Source organism: Agrobacterium sp. GD03872 (assembly GCF_029840625.1).
GTDB lineage: Bacteria > Pseudomonadota > Alphaproteobacteria > Rhizobiales > Rhizobiaceae > Agrobacterium > Agrobacterium fabrum_A.
In genome coordinates this window covers 456,498-468,509 of record NZ_JAOCCY010000002.1, presented here as the reverse complement: position 1 = coordinate 468,509, position 12,012 = coordinate 456,498, and the positions used below count along the sequence as shown (strand labels likewise).

At 60.1% G+C, this 12,012-nt stretch carries 12 protein-coding genes and 1 tRNA gene; 7 read left to right on the top strand and 6 right to left on the bottom strand.

Annotation, left to right across the window (positions count from 1 at the left end; genetic code table 11):
- Positions 1-165 precede the first annotated feature (165 nt).
- The 3 genes from N5D22_RS06265 to N5D22_RS06255 all read right to left on the bottom strand — a co-directional run bounded on the left by N5D22_RS06265 (position 166) and on the right by N5D22_RS06255 (position 4,171).
- Positions 166-242: transfer RNA gene (locus tag N5D22_RS06265), tRNA-Arg, on the bottom strand.
- Positions 243-459: 217 nt separating this feature from the next.
- The gene (locus N5D22_RS06260; protein ID WP_279655046.1) at positions 460-1,878 is read right to left on the bottom strand and encodes a HAMP domain-containing sensor histidine kinase; all 1,419 of its coding nucleotides are present in this window, start codon (positions 1,876-1,878) and stop codon (positions 460-462) included.
- Positions 1,879-2,122: 244 nt separating this feature from the next.
- The gene (locus tag N5D22_RS06255) at positions 2,123-4,171 is read right to left on the bottom strand and encodes a methyl-accepting chemotaxis protein (RefSeq protein ID WP_279654827.1); all 2,049 of its coding nucleotides are present in this window, start codon (positions 4,169-4,171) and stop codon (positions 2,123-2,125) included.
- Between the two features lie 350 nt (positions 4,172-4,521).
- On the opposite strand from N5D22_RS06255, the gene rpmH reads away from it, so the two are divergent.
- Genes rpmH through yihA form a run of 4 tightly spaced genes read left to right on the top strand, consistent with a single transcriptional unit; the run spans position 4,522 to position 7,531 of the window.
- On the top strand, positions 4,522-4,659 hold the full coding sequence (gene rpmH, locus N5D22_RS06250) for a 50S ribosomal protein L34 (RefSeq protein WP_003493611.1): 138 nt from the start codon (positions 4,522-4,524) through the stop codon (positions 4,657-4,659).
- A gap of 36 nt (positions 4,660-4,695) precedes the next feature.
- On the top strand, positions 4,696-5,079 hold the full coding sequence (gene rnpA / locus N5D22_RS06245; RefSeq protein ID WP_279654825.1) for a ribonuclease P protein component: 384 nt from the start codon (positions 4,696-4,698) through the stop codon (positions 5,077-5,079).
- Positions 5,079-6,881 (top strand): membrane protein insertase YidC, encoded by a 1,803-nt coding sequence (gene yidC, locus N5D22_RS06240; RefSeq protein WP_279654824.1) that lies wholly within the window; start codon positions 5,079-5,081, stop codon positions 6,879-6,881. The genes rnpA and yidC overlap by 1 nt, the downstream gene beginning before the upstream one ends.
- The gene (gene yihA / locus N5D22_RS06235; RefSeq protein ID WP_279654823.1) at positions 6,878-7,531 is read left to right on the top strand and encodes a ribosome biogenesis GTP-binding protein YihA/YsxC; all 654 of its coding nucleotides are present in this window, start codon (positions 6,878-6,880) and stop codon (positions 7,529-7,531) included. Before yidC ends, yihA begins: the two co-directional genes overlap by 4 nt.
- Positions 7,532-7,544: 13 nt before the next feature.
- On the opposite strand, the gene N5D22_RS06230 is transcribed toward yihA, so the two are convergent.
- Entirely contained in the window at positions 7,545-7,922 is a 378-nt protein-coding gene (locus N5D22_RS06230; protein WP_279654822.1) for a hypothetical protein, read from the bottom strand.
- Between the two features lie 271 nt (positions 7,923-8,193).
- Between N5D22_RS06230 and argB the strand changes: the two genes are divergently transcribed.
- The gene (gene argB / locus N5D22_RS06225) at positions 8,194-9,078 is read left to right on the top strand and encodes an acetylglutamate kinase (protein WP_279654820.1); all 885 of its coding nucleotides are present in this window, start codon (positions 8,194-8,196) and stop codon (positions 9,076-9,078) included.
- A 46-nt stretch (positions 9,079-9,124) separates the two neighbouring features.
- Here argB and N5D22_RS06220 read toward each other — a convergent pair whose 3' ends face one another.
- Positions 9,125-10,042, bottom strand: coding sequence for a DMT family transporter (locus N5D22_RS06220; RefSeq protein WP_279654819.1), 918 nt, complete (start codon positions 10,040-10,042; stop codon positions 9,125-9,127).
- Positions 10,043-10,148: 106 nt separating this feature from the next.
- On the opposite strand from N5D22_RS06220, the gene N5D22_RS06215 reads away from it, so the two are divergent.
- Positions 10,149-10,862, top strand: a complete 714-nt coding sequence (locus N5D22_RS06215) for a pyrimidine 5'-nucleotidase (protein ID WP_279654818.1) — start codon at positions 10,149-10,151, stop codon at positions 10,860-10,862.
- A gap of 100 nt (positions 10,863-10,962) precedes the next feature.
- Positions 10,963-11,574, top strand: a complete 612-nt coding sequence (locus N5D22_RS06210; protein ID WP_279654817.1) for an EF-hand domain-containing protein — start codon at positions 10,963-10,965, stop codon at positions 11,572-11,574.
- Positions 11,575-11,718: 144 nt separating this feature from the next.
- Here the strand turns inward: N5D22_RS06210 and N5D22_RS06205 are convergent, their stop codons facing one another.
- On the bottom strand, positions 11,719-11,976 hold the full coding sequence (locus N5D22_RS06205; protein WP_279654816.1) for a DUF1150 family protein: 258 nt from the start codon (positions 11,974-11,976) through the stop codon (positions 11,719-11,721).
- Positions 11,977-12,012 lie beyond the last annotated feature (36 nt).

Here is a 12,012-nt window from a genome sequence, read left to right as displayed (position 1 = left end):
CACCGAGAATATGGCTGGCAACGCCGGTTTGGCCGGCGATGAGAATCATATGTCCCTGAATTCTGACGGCAGGCCGACAAGCGATCACCAAAAACCGTCACGCCGAACTTGCGGAAGGCGGGATCGAAAACAGCACTTCTGGACTTGATTTCAGGGGAAGAGAAATGGCGCACCCGAAGAGATTCGAACTCCTGACCCCCAGATTCGTAGTCTGGTGCTCTATCCAGCTGAGCTACGGGTGCGTGCCGTTCCGGTCGTTTCCGGTGGCGTGGCGATCCTCTAAAACGTCCTTATTCCGAATGCAAGCGATTTCGCTCCGAAATTGTCATTTTTCCGCAGCAATTCACGTATCATATTGATTATATTAAATATTCCATGAGGGTCATTTTCCACGGGCCTGATACCGTGTCCATTCCGGCGCGCAGAATGATTGCGCGGGGGCGCCGCAGCGCGGGTTTTTCAGGCGGTTCTCGCCGCCTGTACCGGGGTGGCGCGGTCGGCGATTTCGATGCGGAACTGCGTGCCGGGGCCGGGCTTTTCGACAAGTGCGATCGTGCCGCCATGGGCAAGCACGAGTTCGCGGGCAATGGCCAGCCCGAGACCGGTGCCGCCGGAGCGGGCCGATCCCCTGAAGGCGGAAAACAGGTTCTCCCTGGCCTTGCGCGGCATTCCCGGCCCGTTGTCGTCGATGACGATGCTGACGACGCTGCCGGCCCTCTGCGCCGAAATGGAAAGATGCCGGGACGCGGTACCCACCGTATCGGATTGCAGCGCCTGCACGGCGTTGCGACAGAGATTGTGGATGACCCGGAAGAGCTGTTCGGAATCCGCATCGATCGTGAGCTCCGGGGGCACGCTGTCCTGAAACTCGATGCCGCCGTCCGGGTCGAGCGCCAGAATATCGCGCACATCGCGCACCAGCAGGCTCAACTGCACCATCTTGCGTTTCGGCGCGCCTTCGGTCGCCTGGCCATAGGCCAGAACCTCGCCCGTATAGGCCACGGCGCGGTCGATGGTGCGCAGCAGTTTCGGCGCGAAACTCCTGACCATAGGATCCTTGGCATCCACAAGCCGGTCCGACATGAGCTGCGCGGACGACAGGATGTTGCGCATGTCATGGTTGATCTTCGATACGGCAAGGCCGAGATCCACGAGGTTCTTCTGCTGACGCAGGGTCTTCTGCAGCTCGGCCTGCATGTCGGCGAGGTGGCGGCCCGCAACCGCCAGTTCGTCGGTTCCCTCCTCTGGCACGAAAATCCGCTCGGGATTGCCAGGATCCTCGGAGAAGTTCTGCATGCCGAGCGTCAGCCGGCGTATCGGCCGGATCATGATGCGGTTGATGGAGATGAAGATCAGGCCGGCCGTTATCAGCGACAGGACGATGGAGATGAGGAAAACGTTGCGGGCATAGGCAAGCATCGCCGCCCGCAGCTTGTTTTCGCCGATCACCAGCTCGATGATGGTGTCGCTGTCTCCGACCACATCGAAAACGCGGATGACGCGGTTGCCGCCGAACAGCAGGGTGGAAAAGGCATCACGCACCGCCGCCAGCTGCGAAACATCGGAAAGATCATATTGCTCATCGACACCAGGCGGTGTTTCCGCCACGGCGAGCAGGCGCGAGGTGCCGTCCTTGCGCAGCGCGATAAGTTTCGCCCCCGTCGCCATCAGCGTGTCGTTCTGTACGTTTCGCGGCAGTTCGGCCTGCAGACCGTCAATGACGGCACCGGCGGCGGCGGCCGTATTCAGACGGTCGCGCAGCCATGAAAGACGCATATTGGCGACGGAAGGCACGAAGATCAGCACTTCCGCGATCATTACGAAAATGACGGTCAGCAGCAGCAGCCGGCCAGAAAGACCGGCGGTCAATCCCGGCATGCAATGCACCGGATCGTCTTGCGTGCGGTCCAAGCTGTCTACGCCTTTAGAAAACACCGGGCCATGATCCTGTATGCGTGCCGCCGCTTGCATGAAACGGCTCGGTTTATATGCAATAACGATAATAGGACCTAATGGATATTTTTCCAATGCACTGCAAAACAAACGTTTTCATCGTCGAAAAAACAAACGCCGCCCGGCAGGGGCGGCGTTAAAAGGTAAGCCGGTTTGAACCAGAGGCCGCTTAGAACTCCTGCCAGTCGCCCTGCGCCGATGCGGCGGCGGGCTGGGCATTGAGGGCGCGGCTGACGCTGTTCATCAATTTGCGGGCCGGAGACGCCACCGCCGGCGTCCTGCCGGAGACCGCCACCGGCCCGGTGGAGACCGTCATCGGCCTCAGGGGCTGCTCGATACGATGGCTGCGCTGTCCAGTCTCGGCGCCGACATTGAAGCGCCCCAGCAGCGTCACGAGATGGTCCGCCTCGCCGCTCAGCTTGTGGGTCGCGGCCGAGGTCTCCTCAACCATGGCGGCGTTGCGCTGTGTCACCTGATCCATCTGGTTGATGGCGGTATTCACCTCATGCAGGCCGGTGGACTGTTCCCTGGCGGCCGTGGCGATCGAATGGATGTGCTCGTTGATGGCGAGAACACGGGTTTCGATCTCGCCCAATGCACTACCTGTTCTCTGCACCAGCGACACGCCGCGCCCGACCTCTTCACCGGATTTGGTAATCAGCGCCTTGATGTCCTTGGCAGCGGTCGCGGACCTTTGCGCCAGTTCCCGCACTTCCTGCGCGACAACGGCGAAGCCCTTGCCCGCCTCGCCCGCACGGGCAGCTTCCACCCCGGCATTCAGTGCCAGAAGGTTTGTCTGGAAGGCGATCTCGTCAATGACATTGATGATCTGACTGATTTCGCGCGAGGCATGTTCGATGCGATCCATGGCGGAGACGGCGTCGCGCACGACACTGGCGGATTCTTCCGTCTTCCGCTTGGTCTCGGCGACCATGGCGCTGGCCTCCTGCGCACGATCGGTGGAGTTGCGAACAACGGCAGTGATCTCGTCCAGGGCGGCCGAAGTTTCCTCCAGCGCCGCCGCCTGCTGTTCCGTGCGCTTCGACAGGTCGTCGGCCGCCGAGCGCAATTCGTTGGCGTTGCCGCTGATGCCTTCCGTGCTGCCGCGCACCTCGCGCATCGTCTCGCGCAGCTTGGTCAGCGTCTCGTTGACGTTCCCCTGAAGTTCGGCGAACACGCCGCGGAACTCGCCATCCATCCTCTCCGTCAGATCGCCTCGCGCCAGGCCTTCGATAACGCGGCTGGTTTCGGAGACGCCATTATCGACCCCGGTGAGCAGGGCATTGATGGATGCGGCAAAGCGATTGAGATTATCGTCGCCATAATCCTTGTTGATGCGGCGGCTGAAATCGCCCTGGGCGGCGGCGTCGACGACAACGGCCATGCCGGCCTGCAGGTCATCGCTCTTGGCCCGCATGGCGGTCTCCTGCGCATTCATGCGGCGCACCTCGCGGCCGTTCTTCTTGAAGACCTCGACGGCCGAAGCCATTTCGCCGATCTCATCGTTGCGTCCGAGATAAGGAACTTCCGCATCCAGATTTCCATCGGCCACGGCATTCATCACTTGCGAAACCCTGCGGATGGGCGCGCTGAGCTGCCGCGCGCCGATGTAGAGGCCGAACGCGGCTCCCGCGCCGACGCCTGCAATCGTTACCGCAACGATCGCCCAGAATATGGCGGTACTGAAAGAATCGACGCCCGTCTTAACGACGTCCAGTTCGGCAAGGTCGTTTTTCACGATGCTGTCGATCTCGGCCTGATAGGCCTTGCGGTTGGCGCGGTTCGCCTCGTTGTTGCCCTGCTGGCTCGCTGCCTGCGGCCCGCTTTCCTTCGCCAGCCGGACGGTTTCCAGACGGAAGGTCCGGAACTCCTTCGACCGGCCGACAAGCTTGTCGAAACTCGCCTGTTGCTCCGCAGGCACGAGCGGCGCCCAGTCGGCAATGAGCTTTTCCATGGCATCGAGGTTTTTCACCATACCGTCGGCAAAGGGCGCGGCTGCGGCCACATCGGCTGCCGCATAGACCCCGCGCGCCTCCATGACGACTGCGGTCACCAGACGGTTGAGCGCCTCACCCTTGTAGGCCCTTTCCGCCGTTTCCTCGAAATGATGCGAACGAACCCAGAATTCGTTGATCGCATAGATGGACAGCCCGCCTATGGTACAGGCCACGAGGCTCATCAGCCCGACAAGTAGATTGATACGACCGCGAATTCTCAACTTCGTTCCCCCAACAAAAACCAGCCGCGCGATGAAAATGGGAAGCTGGCATAACTTTCGCGTAACAAGATTTATCAATGCCGCATTAAGAAAGAATTTCGGATTTTATCGATTGCGATTGGAAATGCGCCGGCTGCGCCCGTCAGAGAAACGAATTTCATGAGCTTTTCCGCAAAAGGTGAAGTGCGAAAACCCCTTCGGCAATTGACTTTGCTCGGCCTATGCCCTTATAAGCCGCGCACGCTCGGCCATTGAAAGCTCGCCCAGGCGGGGTTCGCCGTGCAAAAAACGAAACGCTCTTGCAAATAGTTGCAAATTCAAGAAGGGCCGCACACCGCGGTATTAAATAAATGTCGAAGCGTACTTACCAACCGTCCAAGCTTGTCCGCAAGCGTCGCCATGGCTTCCGTGCCCGCATGGCTACCGCTGGCGGCCGCAAGGTTCTCGCAGCCCGCCGTGCGCGCGGCCGCGCTCGTCTTTCGGCTTAATTGCCGCCTCTGTGACCCGGTGAAAGTCGCCGGCACATGAGCGAGACGAAAAAACTGCCCGGCCGGCTTAAAAACCGGTCGGATTTCCTTGCCGTTCAGGCGGGGGAAAAACGGCGGGGGAGCACGTTTCTTCTGGAAGTGCTTGACCGGAAAGCCCCGGAAACCGAGCCTCGCGTCGGTTTTACCGTAACGAAAAGACAAGGCAACGCGGTCGAGCGAAATCGCATGCGCCGCCGTCTCAAGGAAGCCGTCAGGCTTTCTGCCGGATTCGCAATGAAGCCCGGTCATGACTATGTGATTGTCGCCCGCAGGGACGTGCTCGATGCGGCCTTCCCGAAACTTCAGTCTCTCCTTGGCGAGCGAATTGAAGGAACGGCGAAACCGAAACGGTCCCAGGAGACCCGCTCCAGGAAAGAATGATGGAAAAGAACCGTAATTACTTCATCGCGATAGCCCTTTCGGTTGTCATCGTCCTCGCCTGGCAATTCCTTTACATGAATCCGCGTATCGAGCAGCAGCGCCGCGCCGAAGAGGCCCGCCAGGCGCAGCAGCAGACGACGCAGCAACAGCAGCCGGCGCCGGGCGCCGCACCTGGTGCTACCGTCGAAGGCGCACCGCCTGCTTCTTCGCCGCAGACCGCCGCCACGGCGACCCGCGAAGAGTCGATTGCAAGAACCCAGCGCGTGGCAATCGACACCAACGCCATCGCCGGCTCGATCAACCTCACCGGCGCCCGCTTCGATGACATCCGGCTCAAGGATTACCATGAGACCGTCGATGACTCGAGCCCGATCATCACCCTGTTCTCGCCCTCCGACACCAAGGACGGCTACTTCACCGAACTCGGTTACGTTGCGGCACAGGACGTCGGCGGCGTTCCCGGCCCGACCACCGTCTGGACGCTCGCAAGCGGCGACAAGCTGACGGAAACCACCCCGGTCACCCTCACCTATACCAATTCCAAGGGCGTTATTTTCTCCCGTGCGATTTCGATCGACGAGCATTACATGATCTCGGTCGCCGACAAGGTCGAGAACCCGGGACAGGCTGCAATCTCCCTCGCCAGCTACGGGCGCGTGACGCGCAATAACAAGCCGGCAGTTCCCCCGGTCTTCGTCATCCATGAAGGTTTCCTCGGCGTCTCGGGCAAGGACGGCAGCCTGACGGAAGAGAAATACAAGGATGTTGAAGAGGCTCCCGTGACGGTTGCGAAGGCGACAGGCGGCTGGCTCGGCATCACCGACAAATATTGGGCCGCGGCCATCGTTCCGCCGCAGACGACGCCGTTCGAAACCCGCTATTCGCACATTGCCGGTAATCAGCCGAGCTATCAGGCCGATTTCAAGGGTGACCCGATGACGGTCGAGCCCGGCCAGTCCATCGAACTGAAGAGCCTCGTCTTCGCCGGCGCCAAGGAAGTGCCGCTGATCGACGGTTACGAGGCCGCCTACTCCATTCCGAAGTTCGACCTTCTGATCGACTGGGGCTGGTTCTACTTCATCACCAAGCCGATGTTCAAACTGATGGATTTCTTCTTCCGTTATTTTGGCAATTTCGGCGTGGCGATCCTGCTCACCACCATCGTCGTCAAGGCGCTCTTCTTCCCGCTCGCCAGCAAGCAATATGCTTCCATGGCGAACATGAAGCGCGTGCAGCCGAAGATGGAAGAGCTGAAGGCCAAGCATGGCGATGACCGCATGGCCATGCAGCAGGCGATGATGCAGCTCTACAAGGAAGAGAAGATCAATCCTGTTGCCGGCTGCTGGCCGATGCTGCTGCAGATTCCGGTCTTCTTTGCGCTTTACAAGGTCATCTACGTTACCATCGAAATGCGGCATGCACCGTTCTTCGGCTGGATTCACGACCTTTCCGCGCCCGATCCGACATCGCTGTTCAACCTGTTCGGCCTTCTGCCCTATGATGTGCCGCACTTCCTGATGATCGGCGTCTGGCCGCTGATCATGGGCATCACCATGTTCCTGCAGATGCGCATGAACCCGACGCCGCCCGATCCGACGCAGGCGATGATCTTCAACTGGATGCCGCTGATCTTCACCTTCATGCTGGCTTCCTTCCCGGCTGGTCTCGTCATCTACTGGGCATGGAACAACACGCTCTCCATCACCCAGCAGGCCGTCATCATGAAGCGCCAGGGCGCCAAGATCGAGCTGTTCGATAACATCAAGGGGCTGTTCAAGCGAAAGCCGGTGCAATCGAAATGAGTGAGACCGGCACGGCAACCGAAAAGCCCCTGTTCGGGCGACCCTGGATTTTCATTCGCGGCGTTCCCGCAATGAAATTCCTGCCGCCCGAAGGCCCGCCGGAGATTGCCTTCGCCGGTCGTTCGAATGTCGGCAAGTCCTCGCTCATCAATGCGCTGGTGGGCCACAAGGGGCTTGCCCGCACCTCCAACACGCCCGGCCGCACGCAGGAACTGAACTACTTCGTGCCGGAAGGTTATTCCGGCGAAGCGGGCGACCTGCCGCCGATGGCGCTGGTCGACATGCCCGGTTACGGTTATGCGCAGGCCCCGAAGGACCAGGTGGATACCTGGACCAAGCTCGTGTTCGACTACCTGCGCGGCCGCGCGACGCTGAAGCGTGTCTATGTGCTGATCGATTCCCGTCATGGCCTGAAAAAGAACGATGAAGAGGTTCTGAGCCTGCTCGACAAGGCGGCGGTGTCCTATCAGATCGTGCTGACGAAGACGGACAAGATCAAGGATGCCGGCGTTCCGCGGCTGATCGGCGAAACGCTGGAGAAAATCCGCAAGCGGCCCGCCGCCTATCCGGAAGTTCTCGCCACGTCATCGGAAAAATCATTCGGGCTGGACGAGCTGCGCGCGGAAATCGTCAGAACGGTCTCGCTCTAGGAAATTACCGGGCTCAGGCGATGGTAAAAAGCAGAACGGCGGTCCACAGCATCGCCGTCAGCGCCAGAAGCCGCCAGAAACGCACGGAGTGCCAGACCTCCGAAAGCATGGCGGCAAACATGCTGCCACCGCGCAGCGGCTGGCTCCTGAAAGGCAGTCCGGAGCGGGTGGGGTCCCGCTCGAGCAGCGCGGCGACGGTCGCGTTTTCGCGATATTCCGTTTCCGCCAGATTGTCCCGCCAGCGCCTGACCATGGCCGCGAACTGGCGGTCGCGCTTGACGCGTTTTGCAAGCTCGGCCATGCTTTCCGGCGGCAAGGCACCCAGCACATATTCGCCCGCAAGGACTTCGTCCCGCAAACCGCTTTGCTTGTCTCGATCGGGTGCCGTCATCTGGTCTCTCGCTCCTCGGTCGTTCAGGTCAGCATCGTTTCCACGGCGCGCGACATCCCATATCGCCCTGAATTAACCCCTCTCCTCTCATCTGCAAGGCTGGTCCCATTGGGCCTTTATGTCAATCGCATTACAGGGCCGAGACCGCCCAAAAAAAGAAAATTGACCGCTGCCGACACAATAAGGCCAGTAGGTTATTTCATCCGTCAAAGACTTGCTTTAGAGCGGTGACAGGCTCTCAACAGCCGCCACCACAGACCGAGGTTTTTAGATGACGTCTTCCGAAAGCGAAACTCAGGCGCGGCTGCTCGCACAGGCTCTGCCTTTCATGCAGAAATACGAGAACAAGACCATCGTGGTGAAATATGGCGGTCACGCCATGGGTGATTCCACACTCGGCAAGGCGTTCGCGGAAGACATCGCCCTGTTGAAGCAATCAGGCATAAACCCCATCGTCGTGCATGGCGGCGGCCCGCAGATCGGCGCGATGCTGACGAAGATGGGCATCGAATCGAAATTCGAGGGCGGCCTGCGCGTCACCGACGCCAAGACGGTCGAGATCGTCGAAATGGTTCTGGCTGGCTCGATCAACAAGGAAATCGTCGCGCTCATCAACCAGACGGGCGAATGGGCCATCGGCCTGTGCGGCAAGGACGGCAACATGGTCTTTGCCGAAAAGGCGAAAAAGACCGTCATTGATCCCGACAGCAATATCGAGCGCGTTCTCGATCTCGGTTTCGTCGGCGAAGTCGTGGAAGTCGACCGCACGCTGCTCGACCTGCTCGCCAAGTCGGAGATGATCCCGGTCATCGCCCCCGTCGCTCCCGGTCGCGACGGCGCCACCTACAATATCAACGCCGATACTTTCGCCGGCGCCATTGCCGGTGCGCTTAACGCCACGCGCCTTCTGTTCCTCACAGACGTGCCGGGTGTTCTCGACAAGAACAAGGAACTCATCAAGGAACTGACGGTCTCCCAGGCGCGTGCGCTTATAAAGGACGGCACGATTTCCGGCGGCATGATCCCGAAGGTCGAGACCTGCATCGAGGCCATCAAGGCCGGCGTTCAGGGCGTGGTGATCCTCAACGGCAAGACGCCCCACTCCGTCCTTCTGGAGATCTTCACCGAAGGCGCCGGCACGCTCATCGTGCCCTGATGTGCTTCAGGTGGCGGACGGCAAGCCTGTCCGCCACGATGGGCATTCAGCCGAACGCCAGCAGCGACAGCACGCCCACGACAATCAGCAGGCAGCCGGCGAGTTCGAGCCGGTTGATTTTCTCCTTGAAGAAAAGCACGGTCGAAGCGAAGGCGAAGAGCATCTCCACCTGCGCCAGCGCCTTCACCACGGCGGCCTGCTGCAGGGTCATCGCCGTGAACCAGCCGAATGAGGCCGTGGCGCCCACGAAACCGACCGCAAGCGACGGTTTCCACACCCTGGCGATCCGCCGCAACTCTTCCCGCTCGCGCCAGACGATCCACAGGAACATCGACACCGTCTGCATGACGATGACGACAACGAGCGTGAAGCCCGCCTGCATCATCGCATCCGGGGCGGGAAGGCTCGGCGCAAGCGCCAGCGACGCCGATCGGTAGGCAACCGACGAGAGGCCGAAGAAAGCCCCCGAGGCAAGGCCGATACCCGCCGTCCGGCTGAAGATCGAAGTGAGGAAGGAAGCGGGCGTGACTTCCGTGCGCGCCACCGAAATCAGCATGACACCAGCGACGGAAATGGCGATAGCAGCCAATGTGCCGCCATTGACGCTTTCCCCGATGAAAATAAGCGCGAACAACGCCGCCTGCGCCGGTTCTGTACGGGAATAGGCCGTTCCCACCGCAAAATTGCGGAAGGAAAACAGGTGCACCAGCAGGAAGGTGGCGGCAATCTGCGCCATGGCGCCCACCGTCGCCCACACGGCAAAGGACACGTTGGGCACCGGCAGCGGGCGGCCGAGCCCGAAATGCAGGAAAGCAAGATAGGCGAGAGCGAAAGGCATGCCGAACACGAAGCGCACGAAGGTCGCGCCCGTGGTGCCCATCATGCCCTTGAGGTGCTTCTGCAGGGTCGAGCGCAGGTTCTGCAAGAACGCGCTCGCGAAAGTGATGCCTATCCAGAGTTCCATGGCCTTGGCGGTATCATGCGCCGCAGGCCGCAGCCAAGCCCGATTTTCTGGCCAATCGTCGTCTTTTCGATTTTCTTCGGCATTCGAAACGGGCATAAAGCAGCCCATGGACACAAAGCCTAAAAACCTGCCCGAAGCCGCCGATTTCGCCCATGTGAGCGAATGGGTTTTCGATCTCGACAACACGCTCTATCCGCATCACATCAATCTGTTTTCGCAGATCGACCGCAACATGACGGCCTATGTGGCGGAGCTTCTGAAGCTCGACCCCGAAGAAGCCCGGGTGTTGCAGAAGCGCTATTATCATGACCACGGCACCACGCTGCAGGGCCTGATGATCCATTACGGCATCAGCCCGGACGAGTTTCTGGAACGCGCCCACGCCATCGACTATTCGGCGCTGAAACCGCATCCGGAACTGGGGGAAGCAATCAAGGCCTTGCCGGGCCGCAAGTTCATCCTCACCAATGGCAGCGTCAAACATGCGCAGGCGGCCGCCGGCGCGCTCGGTATTCTCGATCATTTCGAGGATATTTTCGATATCGTCGCGGCGGGCTATCTGCCGAAACCGGCCAGCGCGACCTATGAGAAATTTGCGGCGCTTGCGAAACTCGACACGAAAAAGGCAGCGATGTTCGAGGATCTGCCGCGCAATCTCGCGGCGCCCAAGGCGCTCGGCATGAAGACCGTGCTGCTCGTTCCTTCAAATCTCGAGGGCATCATCATGGAACGCTGGGAAATCCCCGCCGTTACGGATGCACATATCGACTACATCACCGACGATCTGACCGGTTTCCTGACAAGAACCATCGCCGGCTGAGCAGCGAACATTACCGAAGCTTCATCCACCTTACGGATGTTTAAGTGGTGAGGCTCACCGGACGTCACTATCTTCTCTTCAGGGACACCAAAGAAAGGTAATGACGATGACCACACGAAAAATCGCCCTGTCTGCCCTTGGCGCAGCCCTTGTGCTCAGCACCACCGCAACGGCCAGTTTTGCCGCACCCGGCAGGGGCGCCAAGGATCGCATGCCGATCCGCCAGGAAGCGGCTTTCGTTTACCTGCTGAAAGTCGCCGACACCAACAAGGACGGCAAGATTTCCAAGGAGGAATTCGCCGCCCGTCAGGATACGCTCTTCACCGAGATCGACAAGGACAAGGATGGCTCGATCACGCCGAAGGAGATGCGTGAATATCGCCAGGCCAAGATGGAGGCCTTCCGCGCCGCCAATCCGCCCCCCGAGCGCGAGGATGCCCAGGCCGAAGACGGCAACAAGAGTTCTGAAGGCAAACACGCCGAAAGACGTGCCGAGCGTGAGCATGGCGGCCGCAACGGCCATCAGGGCTGGGGCAAGAATGGCGGCAGGGGTGCGGGCTACGCGCTGATCCGCTGGGCCGATACCGACGAGAACGGTCAGGTCTGCAAGGCCGAATTCACCGCCGCCGGCGAAAAAATGTTCGAACGGCTGGACACGAACAAGGACGGCGTCATCTCCATCGACGACATGCCGGACCGCCCGTTCCTTTGATCCGGTAAACAGAAAGCCCGCTCAACCGGCGGGCTTTTTCTTTAAGCACGTTTTCGCTTTTCTTCGAATCGCGAAAACGCTTCAGCTCTTTGTCTTGTCGCATGTCCGGGCGGAAAACCGAGATTCGCTTTTCCTGGAAATGCTCTAGTGCAGACTGACGGTTCTCAGATCGTCTTCCGCCGCCTTGAAGAAGGTGCTCGAACGATTATCGGTCAGGAGGATCGGCGTTCCGTCTGCACCGAACAGCGCCCAGAGATCCAGTTGCGGATCGAGATCGGGCGCTTCCGGGAAACAGCGGCTGACGTCTTCCGCGCGGATCTTGCGGATATATCCCACTTCTCCTTCGCCGATATGGGCGAGCTGGGATTGGGTGAGACGCGCATGCGCTTCTTTCAAAAGCATATTTCAGCCTCCTTCTTCACGCCGAGCGATTCATGT

Excerpts from the sequence above, each read along its gene's own strand:
- N5D22_RS06210 (WP_279654817.1), top strand. The coding sequence starts at position 10,963 with ATGACGATGACCACACGAAAAATCGCCCTGTCTGCCCTTGGCGCAGCC.
- N5D22_RS06230 (WP_279654822.1), bottom strand. The coding sequence starts at position 7,922 with ATGACGGCACCCGATCGAGACAAGCAAAGCGGTTTGCGGGACGAAGTC.
- argB (WP_279654820.1), top strand. The coding sequence starts at position 8,194 with ATGACGTCTTCCGAAAGCGAAACTCAGGCGCGGCTGCTCGCACAGGCT.
- N5D22_RS06205 (WP_279654816.1), bottom strand. The coding sequence starts at position 11,976 with ATGCTTTTGAAAGAAGCGCATGCGCGTCTCACCCAATCCCAGCTCGCC.
- yidC (WP_279654824.1), top strand. The coding sequence starts at position 5,079 with ATGGAAAAGAACCGTAATTACTTCATCGCGATAGCCCTTTCGGTTGTC.
- rpmH (WP_003493611.1), top strand. The coding sequence starts at position 4,522 with ATGTCGAAGCGTACTTACCAACCGTCCAAGCTTGTCCGCAAGCGTCGC.
- rnpA (WP_279654825.1), top strand. The coding sequence starts at position 4,696 with ATGAGCGAGACGAAAAAACTGCCCGGCCGGCTTAAAAACCGGTCGGAT.
- N5D22_RS06220 (WP_279654819.1), bottom strand. The coding sequence starts at position 10,042 with ATGGAACTCTGGATAGGCATCACTTTCGCGAGCGCGTTCTTGCAGAAC.
- N5D22_RS06260 (WP_279655046.1), bottom strand. The coding sequence starts at position 1,878 with ATGCCGGGATTGACCGCCGGTCTTTCTGGCCGGCTGCTGCTGCTGACC.
- N5D22_RS06215 (WP_279654818.1), top strand. The coding sequence starts at position 10,149 with ATGGACACAAAGCCTAAAAACCTGCCCGAAGCCGCCGATTTCGCCCAT.
- yihA (WP_279654823.1), top strand. The coding sequence starts at position 6,878 with ATGAGTGAGACCGGCACGGCAACCGAAAAGCCCCTGTTCGGGCGACCC.